Source organism: Nocardioides pini, from assembly GCF_026712185.1.
Taxonomy (GTDB): Bacteria; Actinomycetota; Actinomycetes; order Propionibacteriales; family Nocardioidaceae; genus Nocardioides; species Nocardioides pini.
The window spans coordinates 1,023,750-1,038,358 of sequence record NZ_JAPPUX010000001.1 but is presented as its reverse complement, the minus strand read 5'-3'; the positions used below and the strand labels follow the sequence as shown (position 1 = coordinate 1,038,358).

Below are 14,609 nucleotides of genomic sequence, written 5' to 3'. Positions count from 1 at the left end.
CTACCGGAGCAGACCGGCCCGGACAAGGGCCGAGCGACCCGTCAGCCGAGCTCGCGCTCCAGCGCATCGGTGAGCAGGGCGACGAGGGCCTCGGTCTGGATGTTGGCCGAGGACCCGACCTCCTCGTCGGAGCCGTCGAGCGCGCGGGCGGCGAGGCCGGCCTTCGAGTCGATCAGCTCGGCGATGCGGGTGTCGATGGTCTGCGCGGCGATGATGCGCCACGCGGTGACCGGGTCGCTCTGGCCGATGCGGTGCACGCGGTCGATCGCCTGGGTCTGCTCGGCGTCGGTCCACGAGAGCTCCGAGAGCACCACGTTGGACGCCACCTGGAGGTTGACGCCGACGCCGGCGGCGGCCAGCGAGCAGACGATGACCTGGACGTCGGGGTCGTTGACGAACGCCTCGATCGCCCGCTCACGGGCACGCGGGGTCTGGTCGCCGCGGATCGAGGTGTGCTTCAGGCCGCGGCGGGTGAAGGTCTCCTCCGCGATGTCCATGACGTCGACGTGGCGGGCGAAGAAGACCACCTTGCCGACGTTGCGCGCGAGCTGGGCGGCGTAGTCCGCCGAGAGGCCGGCCTTCGCGCGCCCGATGCGGCGGAACATCGAGAAGACGTTCTCGCCACCCGTGCCCTGGTCCATCTCCTCGCGCTCCCACGTCGCGACGCGGCGGACGAGCTCGTGGTCGATGCCGTCGACGACGGAGCCGGTGCGGCGGGTCTCCAGCGCGGCCTTGTAGCGCTGGACCAGCCGCCGGGCGAGGTCCTCCTCGGCCGCACGGATCGAGCGGGTGTCCTCGTCGTCGAGCTCGACCGGGATGTCGGCGATGCGGCGGGCCGGGATGTCCTCGGCGACGTCGACCTTGCGACGGCGCACGATGCCCATGTCGATGACCGCCTTGCGGGCCGCCGGGTAGAACGCGTGGTCCGCCGGGGTCAGGTCGGTCTCCTCCAGCGCCTCCATCAGCCGCGCCAGCGGCTTGGTGTCGTCGACCCACCCGAGGAACTGCCAGATCGCGCGGAAGTCCTCGATGTCGTTGATCAGCGGGGTGCCGGTCAGCGCCATCAGGAGCGGGCGGGCGGTGCGGGCGCGCAGCCGCTCGGAGAGCTCGAGGACGTGCCGCGAGCGCTGCGACGTCTTGTTCTTGATGAAGTGGGCCTCGTCGACCACCATGCCGCGGAAGCCGAAGGAGCCGAGCCAGCCGACGTGGCGGTCGAGGATCTCGTAGTTGACGATGATGACGTCGGCGAAGGCGTCGACCTGGTCGCCGTCACCGTGGATCACGGTGGCGCGGCGCCGCGGCGTCCAGCGCTCGGTCTCGCGCGCCCAGTTGGTCTTCACGACGTTGGGGCACACCACCAGCAGCGGGTAGGCGTCGGCTGCCTGCGCGGCGAGCAGCGCCTGCGCGGTCTTGCCGAGGCCGGGCTCGTCGGCCAGGAGGAAGGTGCGGTGACCCTCCGCGGCCGCGGCGATCATGCGGGCCTGGTGCGGCATCAGCTCGAGCTTGCCGGGGGCCTTGAGCGAGGTGGCCTCGGGCAGGTCCATGCACGAGGAGGCGCCGCCGAGCTCGAAGGAGCGGAACAGCGGGCCGAGCAGCTCCCACGACGACAGCCGGCCGTGGACGCTGCGGCGCTCGCGGCCGATGCCGAAGTCGGGCACGAGGAACGGGTTGGCCAGCTGGTGCTGGAGCACGGACTGCGGCACGACGCGGCGCTCGCCGAGGCCCGGTCCGGCCTCGTCGTCGGGCTTCGGCTCCTCCGTCGCGACCTCGACGCCGGCCTTGCGCAGCATCTCGAGGCGCAGGTCGCGAGCGGAGTCGGTGACGACGGCCTCCTCCGAGAGCAGGCCGAAGAGGGAGGGGTCGCGGGTCGCGGTCTTGGCGAGGATCGTCGCGATGCCGTCGAGGCGCTTGAGCTCGTCGGCCTTCTGGGCGTCGGTGAGCTCGGCCGAGGCGCGTACGTCGGTGCGGTGCTCGCGCACCAGCAGCGCCACCACCTGGAAGCGGACACGCTGGCCGGGGGCGAGCGGGCCCCGCTGCACGGCCGACTCGAGCTCGCGCACGGCACGCGCCAGGACGGGGACGATGCCCTCGTTGTCCTTGTGGCGGGCGTGCGCAGGGGTGCGGCGACTGCCGCGTTGACGCTGGCGCTGGGCCAAGGGGTCCTCCCGGACTGGGCCTGACTGGATACGCGTCGTGGAGCAGGCGAGCCCGTGCGGCTCTGCCTGCACGCCACGGCGTGGAGGTGTGGAGCGGGCGCCAGGTGCGCGGTGTCCGGCGGATCTGGGGTGATCACAGCGGCACGGCGTCTGGAACGCTTCCTCCACTGTAGCGCTCGCCGCACCGAAGCCGGTAAATATCCCCGATCAGCGCGCCGCGCGGTGGTCGACGATCCGGCGCATCTTGCCGACCGATCGCTCGATCGAGGCCACGTCGACGACGTCGACCCCGACGCTGACCCCGATCGACGCCTTGATCCGCCTGCCCAGCTCGGCCTGCGCGGCGGCGGCCTCCGCGTCGGTGGTGGCGTCGCGGCGCTCGACGCGGACCGTCAGCGTGTCGAGGTTGCCGCTGCGATCGAGGTGGCACTGGAAGTGCGGCGACAGGGTCGGGATGCCCAGCACGATCTCCTCGATCTGGGTGGGAAAGAGGTTCACCCCGCGCAGGATGATCATGTCGTCGGTGCGACCGGTGATCTTCTCCATCCGCCGCATGCTGCGGGCGGTGCCCGGCAGGAGCCGGGTGAGGTCGCGCGTGCGGTAGCGGATGACGGGCATCGCCTGCTTGGTGAGGGTGGTGAGGACGAGCTCGCCCTCCTCCCCGTCGGGCAGCACCTCACGCGTCACCGGGTCGATCACCTCGGGGTAGAAGTGGTCCTCCCACACGTGGAGGCCGTCCTTGGTCTCGACGCACTCGCTCGCCACGCCGGGACCGATCACCTCGGACAGGCCGTAGATGTCGACGGCGTGCATGTCGGTGCGCTCCTCCATCTCGCGCCGCATGTCGTTCGTCCAGGGCTCGGCGCCGAAGATGCCGACCTTGAGCGACGTCGAGCGCGGGTCGACGCCCTGCGCCTCGAGCTCGTCGAGGATCGAGAGCATGTAGGACGGGGTCACCATGATGACGTCGGGCTCGAAGTCGAGGATCAGCTGCACCTGGCGCTGGGTCATGCCGCCGGAGACCGGCACGACCGTGCAGCCGAGGCGCTCGGCACCCGCGTGCGCGCCCAGGCCGCCCGTGAAGAGCCCGTAGCCGTACGCGTTGTGCAGCACCATCCCCCGCCGGCCGCCGGCGGCCCGGATCGACCTCGCCACCACGTCGGCCCACATGTCGAGGTCGTCGCGGGTGTAGCCGACCACGGTCGGCTTGCCCGTCGTCCCGCTCGAGGCGTGCAGGCGTACGACGTCCTCGCGCGGGACCGCGAACATCCCGAACGGGTAGTTGTCGCGCAGGGTGGCCTTGGTGGTGAACGGCAGCCTCGCCAGGTCCTCCAGCGACCGTACGTCGTCGGGCGTCACGCCCGCCTCGTCGAAGGCGCGGCGGTAGTGCGCGACGTTGTCGTAGGCGTGGCGCACCGACCACCGGAGCCGCTCGAGCTGCAGCGCGCGCAGCTCCTCGATCGGTGCGGTCTCGACCGGGTCGAGGTCGCCGGGCCGGGGAGTCAGGTCGAGCACGGTGTGGTCCTCCGCTCGCGCGTGGTGGGTCGTGAGAACGTTCATCCATGTCAGAGCCCGCACGTCGGGGCCGCCCCGGCCACGACCAGCAGACCGTCCTGCGCGTCGCGATCGAGCTCTTCAACCGGCAAGGCTACGACGCCACGAGCATGGGGGACCTGGCTCGTGAGCTGGGCCTCACGAAGTCGGCGATCTACCACCACGTCCCGAGCAAGGAGCACCTGCTCGAGCGGGCGCTCGACGAGGCGCTCGACGAGCTCACGACCGCGCTCGACACCGTGCAGGCGGACCGGTCGCTCACGCCCGAGGAGCGGCTGCGCGCCGCCCTCCGCTCCAGCGTGGTGGTGCTGGCCGACCACCTGCCGGCCGTCACCCTGCTGCTGCGGGTGCGGGGCAACACCCCGGCCGAGCAGAACGCCCTCGCGCGTCGCCGTGACATCGACCACCGGCTGGCCGAGATGGTGCGCGAGGCCGCCGACACCGGCGCCATCCGCGCCGACGTCGACCCGCTGCTCGTCAGCCGGCTGCTCTTCGGGATGGTGAACTCCATGACCGAGTGGCTCCGCGTCGGCAGCGACCGCGACGCGCTCGCCGACTCGGTGACCACGCTCGCCTTCGACGGCCTGGTGCGGCACCGCGCCTGAGGTCGTGGCGGCTCAGGGCTCCAGGCACGCCGGGGTGGAGTCGCCCGACCCGTCGGGGTCGAGGGTGCTCCCGGTCGCGTCGCGCAGCACGACGCGGTCGATGGTCGGCAGCTGCTTGAGCGTCGGCAGCACCTCGCCCGCGATGCTCACGGTGGCACCGCCGCTGCGGCAGCGGCCGGTGAGCCGCAGGTCGGCGACGCCGCCGGCGACCGTGAGGTCGTCGTAGCCGGTGGCGCCGGATCGCAGCAGGCGAAGCCCGCGCGCCCGCTCCCCCGGCAGCGGACCGGCGAAGAGACGGTCCATCAGCCCGGTCGCGGGCGCGCCGGGGGCGACCGGCCGCCGCACGGGGACGAAGAACGGCTCGCGGTTGTCGACGAACCGGTCGCGGTCGAGGAACCACACCTTGCGCTGCACGGTGGTGAACCCGGCGCCGACCTCGACGACCACGCGCGGAGGCGCCTGCAGCGTCGTGACCCGGACGGGCGTCCGCCTCGCCAGCCCGAGCCCGTACGTCGTCACCGCCTCGAAGTCGCCCGCCCGGACGGCGGTCATCACGTTGGGCAGGGCGTACGCGACCCGGCGCGGCGCCGCGGTCGGCGACCCGTCGTCGGTGTGCGCCTGGGCGCGCTCGAAGCGCACCCGCAGGAGCGCCTGGCCGGCGACGCGGACGCGGCGACCGGACCCGTCCGCGAACAGCCGGTCGACGTAGTCGACCTGCCGCGTTGCGGGCAGACCACCGCGGAACTCGAAGACGACGCGGTCGAGACCGTCGCGGTGGGCGGCGCGCACGGCGACCAGGACAGGTGTCGGCGGCGCGGCCGAGGTGGCCGGCGCCGTGGCACTCCCGGCCGACGGCGGGACCAGCGCCGGCGCCAGGGCGAGCGCCAGCACCGATGACAGCAACCTCGAGACCTTCACGACCGACCTCCCGACACGCGCGACCCGTCCCACGGTAGGCATGTCGGAGGAGTCCGGGAAGGGCCGGCGGAACTCTGTCCGTCAGTCGCGCCGGCCCAGCGACCGGCTCCTCCCCCGGAACTCGGCGATGACCGTCTCGCCGACCCGCACGGTGACGTCGTACAGCCCGCTGCGGCCGCGCAGCGCCACCTCGCGCGCGTGGGCGTCGAGCACCTGCCCGAGCCGGGCGGGCTCGAGGAAGTCGATCTCGAAGCCGGCGGCGACGGTGACGGGTCCGCGGGAGTTGCAGGCGAGCGCGAACGCCGAGTCGGCGAGGCTCGCGACGAGTCCGCCGTGGCAGAGGTCGTGCCCGTTGACCATGTCGGGTCGCACGACCATCGACACGCGCGCCTCGCCCTCGCCCAGGTCGACGAGGCGCATGCCGAGCGCGGCGCTGGCGGCGTCGGCGGCCCACATGGCGCGGGCCTGCTCCGCGGACGCGCCGGGCGGTGCAGCCTCAGGCATCGAAGTCCACGGTCACGGCGTCGCTGACGGGGAAGGTCTGGCAGGTGAGCACGAACTGCTGCTCGACCTCCTCGGGCTCGAGGGCGTAGTTGCGCACCATCTCGACCTCGCCGTCGACGACCTTCGCCCGGCAGGTGCCGCAGACGCCGCCCTTGCAGGCGAACGGCAGGTCGCTGCGGACGGCCTGCGCCGAGTCGAGCACCGTCGCGTCGCGCGGCATCGGCGTGGTCGTCGTACGCCCGTCGAGCACGACGGTCACGTCGCTGGTCACGCCCTCGACCACCCGGTCGGGGTGGTGCAGCTCCGGCGGCGGCTCGTCGACGTAGAACAGCTCGAAGTGCACCTTCTCCCTCGGCACACCGAGCTCGGCGAGGACGGTGCGGGCGTCCTCGATGAGGCCGTGGGGCCCGCAGAGCCAGACGTGGTCGAGGGAGGGCAGGTGCACCTTCAGCGGCAGCAGCCGCCGGAGGCGGCCGGCGTCGAGACGCCCGGAGAACAGCTCGACGTCGCGGGGCTCGCGGGACAGCACGTGGACGAGGTCGAAGCGCGGCCCGTGGAGGTTCTTGAGGTCGCTGAGCTCCTCGGCGAACATCACCGAGGTGGTCTCGCGGTTGCCGTAGAGCATGGTGACGGTGCTGGCGGGGTTGGCCAGCACGGAGGCGGCGATCGAGATCATCGGCGTGATCCCGGAGCCGGCGGCGATGCACAGGTGGCGTCCCGGGCTCGCCGGGTCGGCGCGGAAGCTGCCGGCGGGTGGGGCCACCTCGACGGGCTCGCCCGGGGCGACCTCGCGGATGAGCCACGAGGAGAACATCCCGCCGGGGACCTCCCGCACGCCGATGCGCGGCGCGCCGCCCGCCGGCGCGCAGATGGAGTAGGACCGGCGGTGCTCGACGCCGTCGACGACGCGGCGCAGGGTCAGCGACTCCCCCGGCTCGAAGGCGAACAGCTCGCGCAGGTCGTCGGGCACGTCGAAGGTGACCGCGGCGGAGTCGTCGGTCAGGGGCTCGACGTCGCGCACCGTCAGCCGGTGGAAGGTCGGGGTCGGGCTGGGTGCCACGCTCAGATCTCCTTCACGTGGTCGAAGGGCTCGAGGCAGGAGGTGCAGCGGTACTGCGCCTTGCAGGCCGTCGAGCCGAACTCCGAGACCAGCTCGGTCGCGGGCGAGTCGCACTGGGGGCAGCGCACCTGGCGTGCGGTCGGCAGCAGGGTCAGCGGGATCGGGCCGGACGTCGACGGCGCCGGGCCGGGCGGGGCGATGCCGGCCGCGGCGAGCGCGGCGCGGCCCTCCGGGGTGATCCAGTCGGTCGTCCATGCCGGGTCGAGGCTGACGCGCACCTCGACCCGGTCGAAGCCCGCACCCTGCAGCTCGCGGACGAGGTCGTCGCGCATCGCGGCCATGGCCGGGCAGCCGGAGTAGGTCGGGGTGATGTCGACGACCACGTGGGAGTCGCCGACCACGTCGACGTCGCGCAGCACGCCCAGGTCGGCCAGGGTCAGCATGGGGAGCTCGGGGTCGGTGACCCGCTCGGCGACCGTCCGGGCTCGATGCAGCTGCCGCCTCGGTGATCGAGCAGCGCGCGAGGAACGAGTGGGCGTATCGAGCTTCATCCCACTCACCACTGGCCCATCGGGTGGGCGCGGGCCACGGACTGCATCTCGGCGAGCATCCGGCTCAGCGGCTCGCCGTGCATCCCGTCGCGACCGGTGCGGCCCAGCACGCCGGCGCGGCGCCGCGCCTCCGGACGCGGCACGTCGGCGGCGTCGAGGACCTGGTCGAGGACGCCCTCCGCGGCCGCGCGGACCTCGGCCGGGTCGACCCCGACACCCGACGCGGCGGCGGCCGCCTCGACGGCGTGGGTGTCGAACAGCTCGGGCCACAGCGGCCACAGCTCCTCGAGCGCGGCGAGCAGCCGGCGACGGGACTCGTCGGTGCCCTGGGCCAGGGTGACGAACCACCGGGCCGAGTAGTCGCGGTGGTAGGCCAGCTCCTTGACGCCCTTGGCGGCGACGGCGGCGAGGACGTGGTCGCGGCTGTCGCGCAGGCGCTCGAAGGTCGCGAGCCGCCAGACCGAGAACAGCAGCACCCGCACGACCGCCTCGGCGAAGTCGCCGTTGACCAGCTCGGCGAGCCGGACGTTGCGGAGCTGGTGGGCCTCGCGGAAGAACGCGAGCGCGTCCTCCGGCGGCGCCGGCGAGCCCTCCGGCAGCGCCGGCACGACCGACCCGTCCGCCTTGGCGGCGCGGGCGAGCAGCAGCCGGGACTGGCCGAGCAGGTCGAGCGCGATGTTGGACAGCGCGATGTCGTCCTCGAGGTCGGGCGCGTTGCTCGTCCACTCCGAGACGCGGTGGGACATCACGAGCGCGTCGTCGCCCAGCATGAGGGCGTACGCCGCCAGGGTGGGCGCGTCGACGCCGTCGGGGATGGTCGTGTCGACCCCGGCGAGCGGGTCCTCGAAGTCGGTGCCGAAGGCCCAGTGGGCGTCGTTGACGAGCAGGCCGGCGTAGGCGCTGTCGTGCTCGTCCTCTGCGGGAATGTCGATCTGGGAGTCCATCGGAGCCTCTCGGGGTCCCCGCGGCGTCGTCCTGGAGGAGCGCTGCGGGCGACGGAGAACGTCGTGGGGTGGGGTCACATGTGGGGGACGTTGTCGGAGATGTCGTAGAAGGTCGGGTGGCGGTAGACCTTGTCGCCGCTCGGGGCGAACATCGGGTCCTTCTCGTCGGGGCTCGAGGCGGTGATCGCGTCGGCACGCACCACCCAGATGCTCACGCCCTCGTTGCGACGCGTGTAGACGTCGCGGGCGTGGAGCAGGGCCATCCGGTCGTCGGCCGCGTGCAGCGACCCGACGTGCACGTGGTTGAGGCCCCGCTTGCCGCGGACGAAGACCTCGTAGAGCGGCCACTCGGGCTCGGGCGGCGTGACGCCCTGGCCCGTCGGCACGTCCTTCAGGGGGACGGCGCCGTGTCCGCCCTCCGCGCTGAGCTCGCTCATGCCGACACCTGTTTCCTGGCGTAGGCCGTGGCGGCCTCGCGGACCCAGGCACCGTCCTCGTGGGCGCGCCGGCGGTGGGCCATGCGCTGGGCGTTGCAGGGACCGTTGCCCTTCACGCCCTCCATGAACTCCTCCCAGTCGGGCTGGCCGAAGTCGTGGTGGCCGCGCTCCTCGTTCCAGCGCAGCTCGGGGTCGGGGAGGGTGACGCCGAGCGCCTCGGCCTGCGGGACGGACATGTCGACGAACTTCTGCCGCAGCTCGTCGTTGGTGTGGCGCTTGATCCCCCACGCCATCGACTGGGCGGTGTTGGGCGAGGCGTCGTCGGGCGGGCCGAACATCATCAGCGCCGGCCACCAGAACCGGTCGACCGACTCCTGCACCATCGCCCGCTGCTCGTCGGTGCCGCGCATCATCGTCGCGAGCAGCTCGTAGCCCTGGCGCTGGTGGAAGGACTCCTCCTTGCAGACGCGGATCATCGCGCGGCCGTAGGGCCCGTAGGAGGTGCGGCACAGCGGCACCTGGTTGCAGATGGCGGCGCCGTCGACCAGCCAGCCGATCGTGCCGACGTCGGCGTAGGACAGCGTCGGGTAGTTGAAGATCGAGGAGTACTTCTGCTTGCCCGCGATCAGCAGCTCGGTGAGCTCGAGCCGGGAGACGCCGAGCGTCTCGGCCGCGGAGTAGAGGTACAGCCCGTGGCCGGCCTCGTCCTGCACCTTGGCGAGGAGGATGGCCTTGCGCCGCAGGCTGGGCGCACGCGTGATCCAGCTGCCCTCGGGCTGCATTCCGATGATCTCGCTGTGGGCGTGCTGGGCGATCTGGCGCACGAGCGTCCGGCGGTAGCCCTCGGGCATCCAGTCGCGCGGCTCGATCCGGTCGTTGCGCGCGATCGTCGCCTCGAAACCCGCTTCGAGCTCGCGGTCCGGGGGCGTCTCGGTGAGTGTCATCCGTCCTCCGACACAGGGGGCCGACGTGGGGCTGCGTCCACATTTACTGACCGATCGGTCTGCTATTAGTGTGTCACCAGTCACTCCGGCGCGCAAACACCGACCGCGCCGACGAACCGCACCCCGATCCGAGGGAGACCCCCGTGACCCGACTGCTCGAGAGCTACGCCGCCGGACGGTGGTACGCCGCCTCCGCCGAGGGCCACCCGCTCCTGGACGCGGCCACCGGCGAGGAGGTCGCGCGGATCTCCAGCGCCGGCCTCGACCTCGGCGCGATGACCCACCACGCGCGGACGGTCGGGGGGCCCGCGATCCGCGAGCTGACCTTCCACGAGCGCGCGCTGCTCCTCAAGGAGCTGGCCACCCACCTCACCGGGCTGAAGGACGAGCTCTACGACCTCTCGCTCGCCACCGGCGCGACCCGGCGCGATTCGATGATCGACATCGACGGCGGGTTCGGCACGGTGTTCAGCTACTCCTCCAAGGGCCGTCGCGAGCTGCCGAACGCCCACGTGGTCTGCGACGGCGACCTCGAGCAGCTCGGCCGCACCGGCGTGTTCCTCGGCCAGCACGTCTACACCTCGCGACCCGGCGTCGCCGTGCAGATCAACGCCTTCAACTTCCCGGTCTGGGGGATGCTCGAGAAGCTCGCGCCGGCCTTCATCGCGGGCCTCCCGACCATCGTGAAGCCCGCCAGCCAGACGGCCTACCTCACCGAGCTCGTGGTGCGGCGCATCGTCGAGTCGGGGATCCTCCCCGAGGGCTCGCTCCAGCTGCTCGCCGGCTCGGCCGGCGACCTGCTCGACCACCTCGGCGTCCAGGACTCGGTGGCCTTCACCGGCTCGGCGCACACCGCCGGCATCCTGCGGCAGCACCCGTCGGTGCTGCACGGCGGCGTGCAGCTGCAGGTCGAGGCCGACTCGCTCAACTGCTCCGTGCTCGGGCCCGACGTCGCCCCCGGCGACCCGGAGTGGGACCTGTTCGTGAAGGGCGTCGTCACCGAGATGACCGCCAAGGCCGGCCAGAAGTGCACCGCCATCCGCCGCGTCATCGTGCCGTCGGCGGTGGCCGACGAGATGACCGACGCGATCGCCGCCCGGCTGTCCACCATCACGGTCGGCAACCCGGACGACGAGTCCGTGCGGATGGGGCCCCTGGCCTCGCTCGGCCAGCGCGACGAGGTCCGCAAGGCCGTCGAGGCCCTGCGCTCCTCGGCGGACGTCGTCCTCGGCGACCCCACCGCCACGACCGGCTTCGCGGGCGACGGCGAGCGGGGCGCGTTCATGGCGCCGGTCCTGCTCAGGGCCCGCCCGGGAGCCGTCGAGCCGCACGACGTCGAGGCCTTCGGCCCGGTGTCGACGGTGATGTCGTACGACTCCCTCGACGAGGCCGTCACCCTGGCCGCGCGCGGCAAGGGCTCGCTGGCCGGCTCGGTCATCACCCACGACCCCGACGTCGCCCGCACCCTCGTGCTCGGCCTCGCGCCGTGGCACGGCCGCATCCTCGTCCTCGACCGTGACGACGCCCCGGAGAACACCGGCCACGGCTCCCCCCTGCCGATGCTCGTCCACGGCGGCCCGGGCCGCGCCGGCGGCGGCGAGGAGCTCGGCGGCGTGCGCGGCGTGCTCCACCACATGCAGCGCTCCGCGATCCAGGCCTCCCCCGACATGCTCACCGCGATCACCGGCCGGTGGACCCGCGGCTCGCGGCGCACGGAGACGCCCGAGCACCCCTTCCGCCACTCGCTCGCCACGCTGCAGGTCGGCGACACCATCGCGTCCGAGCCGCGGGTGATCTCGCGCGCGGACATCGACCACTTCTCGGAGTTCACGGGCGACACCTTCTACGCCCACACCGACCCCGAGGCGGCCGCGCAGAACCCGCTCTTCGGCGGCATCGTCGCGCACGGCTACCTCATCGTGTCGATGGCGGCCGGGCTCTTCGTCGACCCCGCCCCCGGGCCGGTTCTCGCCAACTTCGGCGTCGACCACCTCCGCTTCCTCACCCCCGTCAAGGCCGGCGACTCGATCCGCGTGACGTTGACGGTCAAGCAGATCACCCCACGCTCCTCGGCCGACTACGGCGAGGTCCGCTGGGACGCGCTCGTCACCAACCAGGACGACGAGCCGGTGGCGACGTACGACGTCCTGACGCTGGTCGCCAAGGAGGCCTGAGCACCACCGGCCGTCGGGCGGTGTCCAGACCACCTCCCGGTGGGGCGGAAGGTCGCTGGGCCACCGCTCCCCCGGTCGCTAGCGTGCCGCCATGAGTCGATCAGCCCAGCGTGTCGTCGGGATCGTCGCCCTGCTCGTCCTCGGCGTGCTCAGCCTGCCCGCGACGGCGGTCGTCCTCGACGAGGGCGCCGAGAACTGGATCGTCCCGGTGCAGCTCGTGGGCATGGCGGCGGTCGGTACGGCGATCACGGTGGCGCTGCCCGGACTGGCGCGCGAGGGCGCCCCGGCCGGGCGGCGGGCGATGACCGGGGCGTGGTGGGGCCTGTTGGCCGCCTTCGCCGGCGTGGTCGTCTTCTGGCTGCTGCTCAACGGCCTCAGCGGCGCCTGAGCGCGCCTGCGGCCGCCCGGTAGGTTGCGGACATGGCACAGAAGAAGTCCTGGGGCGACATGACGCCCACGCAGAAGAAGATCGTCGCCGTGGCCGGGATCGTGGAGGTCGTCGTCACCGCGTGGTGCGCCAAGGACCTCAAGCAGCGCCCCGCCGAGCTCGTGCGCGGGCCCAAGCTGCTGTGGGTGCCGGCCCTGTCGGTGCAGCCCGTCGGCCCGCTCGCCTACCTGCTGGTCGGCCGCAAGCGCTGACCCACGTGTGACCCTCGGCCCCCTCCTGGCGGGACCACGTGCCCTGACGCCCGCCGGGCCCGCGGCGCACGCTGGTGTCGAGGAGGCGGATCGACATGAGGCGCACGATCGTCGCGGCCGTGGTCGCGGCCGCACTGGTGGGCGGCGCGGCAGCGGGTGCCGCGGTGACGGCGTACGACGACGACTGGCCGCACCCGATGATGTCCGGCGAGGTGTCGGGCTGGACGCCCGGTCACCCGACCGGCCACATGGGTGGCACCTGGGGCGGGCACCACGTCTCCGTGGCGAGCGAGCAGGAGTACCTCGCCGAGATGGTCGCCCACCACCGCGAGGCGATCGACGCGGCGCGCGAGCTGCGCCGCTCGGACCGCGCGACCATGCGCCGCTTCGGCGAGCGGATCGTGCAGGCGCAGTCCGCCCAGGTGGCGCAGATGGAGGCCTGGCTGGGCGAGTGGTACGCCGACGAGTCGACGGACACCGACTACGAGCCGATGATGCGCGACCTCACCGGCCTCGCCGGTGACCGGCTCGACCGGACGTTCCTCCAGGACATGGTCGGGCACCACATGGCGGCGGTGATGATGTCGCAGCACCTGCTGGCGTCGGGGCTGGTCGACCACGACGAGGTCGCCGTCCTGGCCGCGGACATCCGCGACGACCAGCACGCCGAGATCCTCCGGATGCGCGCCTGGCTGCGCGACTGGTTCGGCGTCGGCTGGATGATGCCCTGACCGGCACCGGTCCAGATCACTCGGCAGGGGGTCCTCGCCGGACCCTACGCTGGGCCATGGACCGTTCCCGCCTCACGTTCGGGCTGACGCTCGGGCTGGGCCTGCTCTACGTCGGAGCGGGCATCGCGGAGTCCGTCCGGGCCGTGCGGTCGGGGGACGGAGGCCTGTGGTTCTGGTTCGGCACGCTGGTCGGCGGGGGCACGCTGGTCCTCGCCGGCCTGGTCGCGTCGTCCCGGCACCCCAACGTCGGACGCACGCTCATCTGCGTGGGCAGCGCGATGGGGGTCGTCGCGACCGCATGGACCCTGGTCGTGCCGCTCGCCGCCGTGGCGGTCGTCGTACTCAACCTGCAGCGCCCGACGTCGTCGGCCTGAGCCGGCCTGCTCAGCCCGCGTACGGGACCTCGCTGCGCCAGTCGGCGTCGTCCGTCGCGACGGCCTCCCAGATCGCGTCGGCGACCCGGTCGGGGGTGAACGCGCCCTCGCGCGCCAGGGATCCCCGCACGGTGACGGAGACGGCGCGGATCCCGTCGCCGGCCAGCGTCTTGTCGATGCTGTGCACGAGGTTGCGCACTCCCGCCTTCTGCACCCCCAGCGAGGCCGCGCGCTCCCAGGGCTGGTCGGCCGCCATGCTGCCGGTGACGCTGATCCGCCCGCCCGCGGACATGTAGGGCCGCGCCGCCTGCACGACGGTCAGCAGGGCGCCCACCCCGAGCGCCACGTCCTCGAGCAGCTCGGCCACCGAGAGGGTCAGGGGGTCCTTCTCGCGGAAGGCGCTCGGGTTGAAGTGCAGGACGTCGATGCGACCGGTGTGCTCGCCGAAGCGGCGTACGGCATCACGCGCGGCCTGCTCGTCGGTGACGTCGACGCACGCGTGGCCGACGTTGGCACCGCGGGCGCCCAGGTCGGCGGCGAGCTGGTCGAGCACCTGCTGGTCCTGGCCGAGGAGCGCGACGTCGTGTCCCTCGTCGGCGAAGCGGCGCGCGACCGACGCGCTCACACCCGGCCCGGCGCCCACGACGAGGATCACTGGCCTGGCCCGTCCGCTGCTCTCGCTCATGGGTCGTTTCTACCGGAGCCGGGCGTGCGCGGTCAGGTGGTGGCCTCCTCGCGGCTCACGGCTCGTGGGGGTGCTCGCCGGTGGGGTCGTCCGGGATCGCGTTCGGCCCCTGGGCGCCTTCGTCGACCTCACCCGGGTGCGGGTCGGGCTGGCCCGCCACCGAGTCGCCCGAGCTGATCGGCTCCGGGGCGTCCGCCGCCATCTCGGAGACCTGGCCCTGCTGGCCGTCCTGATCGGTCTTGCCCTGTCCGTCTGTGGTGTCCATGGCCCCACACAAGCACCGCACACCTGAGGCTGCTCACCTCAACGGGTGGTGGGTGCGTCCGGACGGCT

The 14,609-nt window shown here is 72.9% G+C and carries 17 protein-coding genes; 6 read left to right on the top strand and 11 right to left on the bottom strand.

What is annotated here, in order from left to right; genetic code table 11:
* Positions 1–41 precede the first annotated feature (41 nt).
* Both NYO98_RS05035 and paaK read right to left on the bottom strand, forming a co-directional pair.
* Complete coding sequence (locus NYO98_RS05035) at positions 42–2,156, bottom strand: DEAD/DEAH box helicase (RefSeq protein ID WP_268110429.1); 2,115 nt, start codon at positions 2,154–2,156, stop codon at positions 42–44.
* A gap of 207 nt (positions 2,157–2,363) precedes the next feature.
* Entirely contained in the window at positions 2,364–3,671 is a 1,308-nt protein-coding gene (gene paaK, locus NYO98_RS05030) for a phenylacetate--CoA ligase PaaK (RefSeq protein ID WP_268110428.1), read from the bottom strand.
* Between the two features lie 47 nt (positions 3,672–3,718).
* Between paaK and NYO98_RS05025 the strand changes: the two genes are divergently transcribed.
* A complete protein-coding gene (locus NYO98_RS05025; RefSeq protein WP_268110427.1) occupies positions 3,719–4,315 on the top strand; it encodes a TetR/AcrR family transcriptional regulator in 597 nt (198 codons plus the stop codon).
* A gap of 12 nt (positions 4,316–4,327) precedes the next feature.
* Here the strand turns inward: NYO98_RS05025 and NYO98_RS05020 are convergent, their stop codons facing one another.
* The 7 genes from NYO98_RS05020 to paaA all read right to left on the bottom strand — a co-directional run bounded on the left by NYO98_RS05020 (position 4,328) and on the right by paaA (position 9,673).
* Positions 4,328–5,233 (bottom strand): AMIN-like domain-containing (lipo)protein, encoded by a 906-nt coding sequence (locus tag NYO98_RS05020; RefSeq protein WP_268110426.1) that lies wholly within the window; start codon positions 5,231–5,233, stop codon positions 4,328–4,330.
* Positions 5,234–5,314: 81 nt separating this feature from the next.
* A complete protein-coding gene (gene paaI / locus NYO98_RS05015) occupies positions 5,315–5,737 on the bottom strand; it encodes a hydroxyphenylacetyl-CoA thioesterase PaaI (RefSeq protein ID WP_268110425.1) in 423 nt (140 codons plus the stop codon).
* Positions 5,730–6,797, bottom strand: a complete 1,068-nt coding sequence (gene paaE / locus NYO98_RS05010; protein ID WP_268110424.1) for a 1,2-phenylacetyl-CoA epoxidase subunit PaaE — start codon at positions 6,795–6,797, stop codon at positions 5,730–5,732. Before paaE ends, paaI begins: the two co-directional genes overlap by 8 nt.
* Before the next feature lie 2 nt (positions 6,798–6,799).
* Positions 6,800–7,348, bottom strand: coding sequence for a 1,2-phenylacetyl-CoA epoxidase subunit PaaD (gene paaD, locus NYO98_RS05005; RefSeq protein ID WP_407673846.1), 549 nt, complete (start codon positions 7,346–7,348; stop codon positions 6,800–6,802).
* A gap of 5 nt (positions 7,349–7,353) precedes the next feature.
* Positions 7,354–8,292, bottom strand: a complete 939-nt coding sequence (gene paaC, locus NYO98_RS05000) for a 1,2-phenylacetyl-CoA epoxidase subunit PaaC (RefSeq protein WP_268110423.1) — start codon at positions 8,290–8,292, stop codon at positions 7,354–7,356.
* Between the two features lie 74 nt (positions 8,293–8,366).
* On the bottom strand, positions 8,367–8,729 hold the full coding sequence (gene paaB / locus NYO98_RS04995) for a 1,2-phenylacetyl-CoA epoxidase subunit PaaB (RefSeq protein ID WP_456094052.1): 363 nt from the start codon (positions 8,727–8,729) through the stop codon (positions 8,367–8,369).
* Positions 8,726–9,673: a 1,2-phenylacetyl-CoA epoxidase subunit PaaA gene (gene paaA / locus NYO98_RS04990; RefSeq protein WP_268110422.1), complete on the bottom strand. Its 948-nt coding sequence runs from the start codon at positions 9,671–9,673 to the stop codon at positions 8,726–8,728. The genes paaB and paaA overlap by 4 nt, the downstream gene beginning before the upstream one ends.
* Before the next feature lie 143 nt (positions 9,674–9,816).
* Between paaA and paaZ the strand changes: the two genes are divergently transcribed.
* The 5 genes from paaZ (at position 9,817) to NYO98_RS04965 (ending at position 13,591) form a co-directional block, all read left to right on the top strand.
* Entirely contained in the window at positions 9,817–11,847 is a 2,031-nt protein-coding gene (gene paaZ, locus NYO98_RS04985; protein ID WP_268110421.1) for a phenylacetic acid degradation bifunctional protein PaaZ, read from the top strand.
* 91 nt (positions 11,848–11,938) lie between these two features.
* Positions 11,939–12,235: a hypothetical protein gene (locus tag NYO98_RS04980; RefSeq protein ID WP_268110420.1), complete on the top strand. Its 297-nt coding sequence runs from the start codon at positions 11,939–11,941 to the stop codon at positions 12,233–12,235.
* Between the two features lie 32 nt (positions 12,236–12,267).
* Positions 12,268–12,486 (top strand): PLDc N-terminal domain-containing protein, encoded by a 219-nt coding sequence (locus NYO98_RS04975; RefSeq protein ID WP_268110419.1) that lies wholly within the window; start codon positions 12,268–12,270, stop codon positions 12,484–12,486.
* Between the two features lie 95 nt (positions 12,487–12,581).
* Positions 12,582–13,217, top strand: coding sequence for a DUF305 domain-containing protein (locus NYO98_RS04970; RefSeq protein ID WP_268110418.1), 636 nt, complete (start codon positions 12,582–12,584; stop codon positions 13,215–13,217).
* A 56-nt stretch (positions 13,218–13,273) separates the two neighbouring features.
* A complete protein-coding gene (locus NYO98_RS04965) occupies positions 13,274–13,591 on the top strand; it encodes a hypothetical protein (RefSeq protein ID WP_268110417.1) in 318 nt (105 codons plus the stop codon).
* A 10-nt stretch (positions 13,592–13,601) separates the two neighbouring features.
* Here NYO98_RS04965 and NYO98_RS04960 read toward each other — a convergent pair whose 3' ends face one another.
* Together NYO98_RS04960 and NYO98_RS04955 are read right to left on the bottom strand one after the other, a co-directional pair.
* Positions 13,602–14,276 carry an SDR family oxidoreductase gene (locus NYO98_RS04960; RefSeq protein ID WP_268110416.1) on the bottom strand — a complete coding sequence of 225 codons (675 nt, stop codon included), beginning with the start codon at positions 14,274–14,276 and terminating at the stop codon, positions 13,602–13,604.
* A 55-nt stretch (positions 14,277–14,331) separates the two neighbouring features.
* Complete coding sequence (locus tag NYO98_RS04955) at positions 14,332–14,541, bottom strand: hypothetical protein (protein WP_268110415.1); 210 nt, start codon at positions 14,539–14,541, stop codon at positions 14,332–14,334.
* Between the last annotated feature and the right edge of the window lie 68 nt (positions 14,542–14,609).

Coding starts and splice junctions, on each gene's coding strand:
- NYO98_RS05025 (WP_268110427.1), top strand. CDS start 3,719: ATGTCAGAGCCCGCACGTCGGGGCCGCCCCGGCCACGACCAGCAGACC.
- paaI (WP_268110425.1), bottom strand. CDS start 5,737: ATGCCTGAGGCTGCACCGCCCGGCGCGTCCGCGGAGCAGGCCCGCGCC.
- paaD (WP_407673846.1), bottom strand. CDS start 7,348: ATGAAGCTCGATACGCCCACTCGTTCCTCGCGCGCTGCTCGATCACCG.
- paaC (WP_268110423.1), bottom strand. CDS start 8,292: ATGGACTCCCAGATCGACATTCCCGCAGAGGACGAGCACGACAGCGCC.
- paaB (WP_456094052.1), bottom strand. CDS start 8,729: ATGAGCGAGCTCAGCGCGGAGGGCGGACACGGCGCCGTCCCCCTGAAG.
- paaA (WP_268110422.1), bottom strand. CDS start 9,673: ATGACACTCACCGAGACGCCCCCGGACCGCGAGCTCGAAGCGGGTTTC.
- NYO98_RS04980 (WP_268110420.1), top strand. CDS start 11,939: ATGAGTCGATCAGCCCAGCGTGTCGTCGGGATCGTCGCCCTGCTCGTC.
- NYO98_RS04975 (WP_268110419.1), top strand. CDS start 12,268: ATGGCACAGAAGAAGTCCTGGGGCGACATGACGCCCACGCAGAAGAAG.
- NYO98_RS04970 (WP_268110418.1), top strand. CDS start 12,582: ATGAGGCGCACGATCGTCGCGGCCGTGGTCGCGGCCGCACTGGTGGGC.
- NYO98_RS04965 (WP_268110417.1), top strand. CDS start 13,274: ATGGACCGTTCCCGCCTCACGTTCGGGCTGACGCTCGGGCTGGGCCTG.
- NYO98_RS04960 (WP_268110416.1), bottom strand. CDS start 14,276: ATGAGCGAGAGCAGCGGACGGGCCAGGCCAGTGATCCTCGTCGTGGGC.
- NYO98_RS04955 (WP_268110415.1), bottom strand. CDS start 14,541: ATGGACACCACAGACGGACAGGGCAAGACCGATCAGGACGGCCAGCAG.